The sequence below is a fragment of the Frankia sp. RB5 genome, assembly GCF_059816245.1.
This window is the reverse complement of sequence record NZ_JCBATA010000023.1, coordinates 93,731-101,152: the sequence shown is the minus strand read 5'-3', so window position 1 is coordinate 101,152 and position 7,422 is coordinate 93,731. Positions and strand designations below refer to the sequence as shown.

Genomic DNA, 7,422 nt, shown 5'->3' with positions numbered 1-7,422 from the left:
CACCGCGCCGTTCAACCACAGCGCGCGAGCCCGGTTCGACGAGGGCGTCCTGCCCGACGGTGCCGCCCTCTACGCCGAGCTCGCCGCGCGTGCCCTCGCCGACCCAACCGGCTGACTGACCGACCATGGCCCCCCCCCCCCCCCCCCCCCCCCCCCCCCCCCCCCCCCGGGGGGCGCCCCCCCCCCCCCCGCCGGCGCGCCCCCCCCCCCCCCCCCCCCGGGGGGGGCCCCACGGCCGTCCCACATCTCCGCCCCGCCCCGCCCCGCCCCGCCCCGCCCCGCCCCGCCCCGCCCCGAGCGATCGTCGCACCTGATCACCCAGCGGGGAGCATCGAATGCGGACGGTCACCAACGCGGCGGCATTCGGTCGCCGCGTTGCGATTCGGACGGCCAGGTGGGTGGGTCGTGCGCGAGAACGGTCTCGCCTGCCAGTTTCACCTGGCTTCGCGCCCGATTTGTCCCGTTGAAAGTGGCGAGACGGCCGGTGTCCTCCGTCGCGAACTCTCGCCAGGATCTCAGCGGACGACGTCGAAGACCTGCTTCTGGATGCCGTTGGGGTAGGCCTCCTGCTCGACGAGCCTGAGCATGGTCTTGTCCTTGTCGGCCGCGCTGAACAGCCGCTTCCCGGCGCCGAGCAGCACGGGGAAGACCAGCAGGTGGTAGCGGTCGACCAGGCCGGCGTCGGCGAGGCTCGCGCCGAGCGTGGCGCTGCCGTGCACGGCGATCGGGCCGCCGTCGGTCTCCCTGAGCGCGGCGACCTCGTCGACGGAGCGCAGGATCGTCGCCGGCCAGCGCTCGTCGTCCCGCTCCAGCGTCGTGGAGACCACGTAGCGGGGCATCGCGTTGTAGCCGGCGAACTCCGTCATCGTCGGCCAGATCGGCGCGAACGCCTCGTAGCTGGTCCGGCCCAGCAGCAGCGCGGCGGCCTCCTCCTGCTCCCGGCCCTTGATCTCGTAGGCGGCCGGGTCGAACGCGATGTCCTTGAAGGTCCAGCCGGTGTTGCGGTAGTCCGCCTCGCCGCCCGGCGCCTCCATGACACCGTCGACGGACACGAAAGCCGTCACGATCAGAGCGCGCATCCGAAGCTCCCTGTGCCGTGTGTGGACAATCACCGTGCCCGCCATCCTCGCAGGCCGTCCGAGGGCGCTGGCCAGCGCGTTCTCTCCCGGGACACCGGGGCGCGGCACCTTCGGGGAATTGCCACCGACTTCTCACAGGTGGCGCACAGGATTGCCATACGGGTGGCACAGGTCGCCGACCGAGAGTCGGCACCATGACGACGTCGATGCCATCGCCGGCGACCGGAACCCCCGTACCCGCCCCCGCGCAGCGCGTTGCCACCGAGCAGCCCCGGGCGGGGACCGCAGAGCAGCCCCGGGCGGGTACCGCCGAGCAGCCGCAGGCCGGGGCCGTCCTGACCGCGGACCCGCGATCAGGTCCCATCCTGGACGTCGTCATCCCCGTCTACAACGAGGAGAACGACCTCGCCCCCTGCGTGCGGCGACTGCACGGGCATCTGCGGAACAGCTTCCCCTATCCCTTTCAGATCACGATCGCCGACAACGCCAGCACGGACAGCACCCTCGGCGTCGCGATGGCGCTGGAGGGCGAGCTCGCCGGGGTGCGTGTCGTGCACCTGGACGCCAAGGGGCGCGGCCGGGCTCTGCGATCGGCGTGGAGCATGTCGTCCGCGCCGGTGCTCGCGTACATGGACGTCGACCTGTCCACCGACCTCGCCGCGTTGTTGCCGCTGGTCGCGCCGCTGATCAGCGGGCATTCGGATCTGGCGATCGGGACCCGGCTGGCGCGCACGTCCCGGGTGGTGCGCGGCCCGCGCCGCGAGGTGATCTCCCGCTGCTACAACCTGATCCTGCGTGGGACGCTCGCCGCCCGCTTCTCGGACGCGCAGTGCGGCTTCAAGGCGATCCGGGCCGACGCGGCCTCGGCGCTGCTGCCGCTGGTGGAGGACGCCGGGTGGTTCTTCGACACCGAGCTGCTCGTCCTCGCGGAACGGGCGGGGATGCGCATCCACGAGGTGCCGGTCGACTGGGTCGATGATCCCGACAGCCGCGTCGACGTGGTCGCCACCGCGCTCGCCGACCTCAAGGGCGTCGTCCGCCTGCTGCGGGCCTTCGGCAGTGGCGCGCTGCCACTGGCCGACCTGCGCCGCGAGTTCGGCCGCGGCCCGCTCACCACGGCGGCCGGCGGCACGCTCACCGGCGGCCCATCCGCCCACGATGGGGACGGCGGGCCCGCGGCGGCCCCGGGAATCGGAGGCGGCGGGGTGCAGGTGCCGGGTGTGCCCCGCGGGCTGGCGGGTCAGCTGCTGCGCTTCGCCGCGATCGGCGTCGCCAGCACCCTGGCCTATCTGCTGCTGTTCGTGCTGCTGCGGACGGCCACCGGGCCGCAGGCGGCCAACCTGCTCGCGCTGCTGATCACCGCGGTGGCGAACACCGCGGCGAACCGCCGGCTCACCTTCGGCCTCACCGGCGCGCACCAGGCCGGCCGCCACCACCTGCAGGGGCTGGTCGTCTTCGCGATCGGCCTGGGCCTGACCAGCGGCTCACTCGCACTACTGCACGCGGGCAGCGACCACCCGGGCCGTGGTCTGGAGGTGACGGTACTGGTCTTGGCGAACCTTCTGTCCACCATCATCCGCTTCCTGCTCATGCGCGCCTGGGTCTTCCGCCCCCGCCCGGCCACCGTGGCCCCCGAACGTCAGCGATGAGGGTGTCGAGGGCAGGCGTCGGGACCAGCACACCCCAACCGATCCACCGCACCAGCACTGCCCCGCTCGGCGGAATGCCGGGCGGGGCAGCCCGTTATGATCAGAACGCCTATCGACCAGGAGCCTGTCGGTCAGGATGACGTTGCCACGGGCACGGTCGCCGTGTTCTCCCCCGTCGTAGTCGCGTCGGGGGCGGTCGGGGCGCTGGCGGCCTTCGGCGGAGGCGGCGTGCCGCCGTTCGCCGGTGCGCCGGTGCCCTTGCCCGTGGTGCCAGGACTGCTGTTGTTCGGCGTCGTCGAACCACCGGCTCCCGGCGAACTCGAACCATCGGTGCTCGGCGGCGTCGAGCTGGTGCCACTCGGCATCGACGGGGTGGTCGTGCCGGGCGTCGACGGGGTGGTCGTGCCGGGCGTCGACGGGCTGGTGGAGCCCGGGGACTGCGACGGACCGCCGCTCGGGGGCCCGCTGGTTCCGCCGTAGTTGATGCCGATGCCTCCCAGGTTGAGGTTGTTGGTGGTCTGGTTCGTCCGGGTGTTCACGACATTGCCGGTGCCACCGACGGTCGTTCCGCCGGCCGTGTTGCCGCCGCGGCCACCGACCGTCGTGCCACCCCCGGTGTTGCCACCCCCGGCGCCCCCGACGGCCGTACCCCCGGCGGTCGTACCCCCGGATGTCGCCCGGCCGCCCCCGGCGCCGGCGCCGCCCACCGCGGCACCGCCGGCCACCGCCCCGCCCGCACTGCCTCCGCCGCCCGCACCGGCTCCGGCGAGACAGAGGCCGCCGGACGGGGCCCAGGCGGAGGTGCCGGCCGCGTTGACGGAACGGACCTTGAAGCAGGCCGGACCGCTCCCGAGGCCACCCCAGTCGAAGGAGGTCGCGTTGGGCCCGGCGTGGCGTGTCTCCGAACCCTTGGCGACGTCGAAACCGGTCTCATCGGACGACGTGTCCGTCCAGGAGACGCGCGCGGCACCGGCGCCCACACCCGTGACGGTCACGTTCGACGGCGCCGACGGGGAGGCCGCCCCGACGGCCGGCGCGGCGAACAGAACGACCGCGCTCGGAACTGCCATGGCGGAACTCAGCAACAAGGATTTCCGAATGAATGCCATGATGCCCCCTGTTCGCCGGAGCATTGTTCCCGGCTGCGCATGGGGGATTCCCGCGACCGACAGCGGCGATTCGGGTGGGCGCCGCGAGGATTCACCAGGTTTCGCCCCGCCAACCCCGGGGTCCGCACAGGCGAAACCCCGGGATTGGCAGGGCGGCGGTCAGGGGCGAAGGACGAGGAGGAGGTCGCCGACCTCGACGCTGTCGCCGCTGGAACGGACCAGTTCCACGATGGTGCCGGCGGCGGGGCTGGTGACGGCGGCCTCCATCTTCATCGCCTCGACGACGGCGAGCTTCTGACCGGCGGTGACGGTGTCGCCGGGGGCGACGACGAACGTGACGATGCCGGGCAGGCCGGCGCCGACCTGGGTGGGGTCCGACGGGTCGGCACGCCGGGCGGCCGTGGTCGTCGCGGTGATCGACGTGTCGCGGACGCGGACCGGCCGGGGCTGGCCGTTGACCCGCAGGTAGAGGGTGCGCATGGCGGCGTCGTCGGGGTCGGAGAGGGCGTCGAGCTCGACTATGATCTCGACGCCGGGTTCGAGCAGGACGGCGATCGGCTGTCCGGAGCGCAGTCCGTAGAGGTAACCCTCGGTGGGGATGACGGAGCTGTCGCCGTAGTTGTCGACGGCGGTCAGGTAGTCCTTCCACGGGCCGGGGAACAGCAGCCGGGACAGGGCGGCCCGCCGGGTGGTGCTGTCGGCGGCGAGTTCGGCGGCGTCGGCGGGGTCGAGGGTGGCGCTCGGCGGGGCGGGGCGGCGTCCGGCCAGGGCGCGCTCGCGGAACGGCTCGGCGAACCCGGCCGGCGGGGTACCGAGCTCGCCGGCGAGGTAGCCCAGGACGCTTGCGGGCAGGTCGAAGCGCTCGGGGTGCTCGCGCAGCGCGTCGACGTCGACGGTGCCGCCGACGAGGAACAGTGCGAGGTCACCGACGACCTTGCTGGTCGGCGTCACCTTGATCGGCTTGCCGAGCAGCTCGTTGGCGACAGCGTAGGCCTCCTGGACGGCGGGCCAGCGGTCGCCGAGGCCCAGCCCGATGGCCTGCTGGCGCAGGTTGGTGAGCTGCCCGCCGGGGATCTCGTGCCGGTAGACGGCACCGGTCGGGGCCCGCAGGCCCGCCTCGAACGGCGCGTACAGGTCACGCACGGCCTCCCAGTAGGCCTCCATCGACGACAGCGCCGACAGCGCGATCCCGGTGGCTCGGGGGGTGTGGTCGGTCGCGGCGACCAGGGCCGACATGTTCACCTGGCTGGTGCCGCCCGACATCGGCGCCGCGGCGGCGTCCACCGCGTCGACCCCGGCCGCCGCAGCGGCGAGCAGGGTGGCGAGCTGGCCGCCGGCGGTGTCGTGGGTGTGCAGGTGAACGGGCAGGTCGAACCGCTCCCGCAGCGCCGTGACCAGCGTCGTCGCCGCGGCCGGCCGCAGCAGCCCGGCCATGTCCTTGACCGCCAGCACATGGACGCCGGCGGAGACGAGCTGATCGGCCAGCCGGAGGTAGTAGTCGAGTGTGTAGATGGACTCGGCCGGGTCGGACAGGTCGCCGGTGTAGCACAGGGTGCCCTCGGCGATCGCGGTGCCGGTCTCGAGGACGGCGTCGATCGCGGGGCGCATCTGGTCGAAGTCGTTGAGCGCGTCGAAGATCCGGAAGATGTCGACGCCGGTCGCCGCGGCCTCGGCGACGAACGCCCGCACCACGTCGTCCGGATACGGGGTGTAGCCGACGGCGTTGCGGCCGCGCAGCAGCATCTGCAGGCACATGTTCGGCGCCGCCACCCGCAGCGCGGCGAGCCGCTCCCACGGGTCCTCGGCGAGGAACCGCAGGGCCACGTCGTACGTCGCCCCGCCCCACGCCTCCAGGCTGAGCAGGCTCGGCGTCAGCGCGGCGAACGCGGGCGCCGCCGCCAGGATGTCGAACGACCGCAGCCGGGTCGCCAGCAGTGACTGATGGGCGTCACGCAGCGTGGTGTCGGTGACCGCCAGCGTCTCCTGCGCGCGCAGCCGCGCCGCCCAGCCCGCCGGCCCCAGCCGCGCGAGCAGCTGCCGCGACCCGTCCGGCACCAGCACGCCCTGCCCGTCCGGGCGCGCCGGCAGGTCGGTCAGCTCGGGCAGCCGGGTGCGGGGGTCGACCAGCGCGACGCCGGCGGGGCGGGTGAAGCCGTTGACGGTGCTCTCGGCGAGCCGGGCCAGCATCCGGCTGGTCCGGTCGGTGCCGCGCCCGGGCAGCAGCAGATGCGGCCGCTCGTCGATGAACGACGTGGGCACACCGCCGGCGAGGAAGCCCGGGTCGGCGAGCACCTCGGCCAGGAAGTCGATGTTCGTCCGCACCCCACGGATCCGGAACTCGCCGAGCGCCCGGCGCGCGCGGCGCGACGCCTTCTCCAGGGTGGAACCCCGCGCGGTCAGCTTCACCAGCAGCGAGTCGAAATACGGGCTGACCTCCGCACCCGGGTACGTCGCCCCGTCCAGGCGCACGCCCGGCCCGCCCGGCGACTGGTAGAAGCTGATCGTCCCGGTGTCCGGGCGGAATCCGTCCGCCGGATCCTCCGTCGTCACCCGGCACTGGATCGCCGTGCCACGCAGCGCGATCCGCTCCTGCTCCAGGCCCAGATCGGCCAGGCTCTCCCCGTCGGCGATCCGCAGCTGCGCCGCGACCAGATCGACGCCGGTGACCTCCTCGGTCACCGTGTGCTCCACCTGAATGCGCGGGTTCATCTCCATGAACGTGTACTGACCGTCCGCGGCGAGCAGGAACTCGACCGTCCCGGCGTTCACGTAGCCGACGTGCCGGGCGAAACGCACCGCGTCCGCGCAGATACTCGCCCGGATCGCCTCGTCCAGCTGCGGCGCCGGCGCGATCTCGACGACCTTCTGATGCCGACGCTGCACCGAACAGTCCCGCTCGTACAGATGAATGATGTTCCCGTAGGAGTCGGCGAACACCTGCACCTCGATGTGCCGCGGCCGGGTCACCGCCTGCTCCAGGAACACCGTCCCGTCCCCGAACGCGGCCGCGGCCTCCCGCGACGCGCTCGCCACCGCGTCCGCGAGGTCCGTCGGGCGCTCGACCCGGCGCAGACCCCGCCCGCCGCCACCCGCCGACGCCTTCACGAACAACGGGAAGCCCACCCGCTCGGCCGCCTCCGCCGCTCCGGCCCCGTCCGGCAGCGGCGCGCTGGCCCGCAGCACCGGCAGGCCCGCCGCCATCGCCGCGTCCCGCGCCGCCACCTTGTCCCCGGTCAGCCGCAGCACCGACGACGGCGGGCCGACGAACGTCACCCCCGCCGCCGCGCACGCCTCGGCCAGCACCGCCGATTCCGACAGGAACCCGTAGCCGGGGTGCAGTGCGTCCGCCTCCGCCTGCTTGGCGACCGTCAGCAGCGCGTCGATGTCCAGATAGCCGCGCACCGGATGCCCTGGGCCGCCGATCTCGTACGCTTCGGAGGCCTTCGTCCGGTGCAGCGCGGCCACGTCCTCGGGCGTGTAGACGGCGACGGTGCGAAGCCCCAGTTCCTGGGCGGCACGGAAGACACGGACGGCGATCTCACTGCGGTTTGCGACCAGGACCTTACGCACGCGCGCCTCCTTGGA

Annotated in this window: 4 protein-coding genes; 1 reads left to right on the top strand and 3 read right to left on the bottom strand. The window is 73.5% G+C overall.

Features of this window, described 5'->3' with window-relative positions; genetic code table 11:
- Positions 1-515 precede the first annotated feature (515 nt).
- On the bottom strand, positions 516-1,079 hold the full coding sequence (locus AC6EXY_RS14725; RefSeq protein WP_499817485.1) for a dihydrofolate reductase family protein: 564 nt from the start codon (positions 1,077-1,079) through the stop codon (positions 516-518).
- A gap of 194 nt (positions 1,080-1,273) precedes the next feature.
- Here AC6EXY_RS14725 and AC6EXY_RS14720 point away from each other — a divergent pair, with 194 nt between their 5' ends.
- Positions 1,274-2,728, top strand: a complete 1,455-nt coding sequence (locus AC6EXY_RS14720; protein ID WP_101833464.1) for a bifunctional glycosyltransferase family 2/GtrA family protein — start codon at positions 1,274-1,276, stop codon at positions 2,726-2,728.
- A gap of 131 nt (positions 2,729-2,859) precedes the next feature.
- Here AC6EXY_RS14720 and AC6EXY_RS14715 read toward each other — a convergent pair whose 3' ends face one another.
- Positions 2,860-3,798: a fibronectin type III domain-containing protein gene (locus tag AC6EXY_RS14715; protein ID WP_499817484.1), complete on the bottom strand. Its 939-nt coding sequence runs from the start codon at positions 3,796-3,798 to the stop codon at positions 2,860-2,862.
- 198 nt (positions 3,799-3,996) lie between these two features.
- A complete protein-coding gene (locus AC6EXY_RS14710; RefSeq protein ID WP_101833070.1) occupies positions 3,997-7,407 on the bottom strand; it encodes a pyruvate carboxylase in 3,411 nt (1,136 codons plus the stop codon).
- Positions 7,408-7,422: the final 15 nt, after the last annotated feature.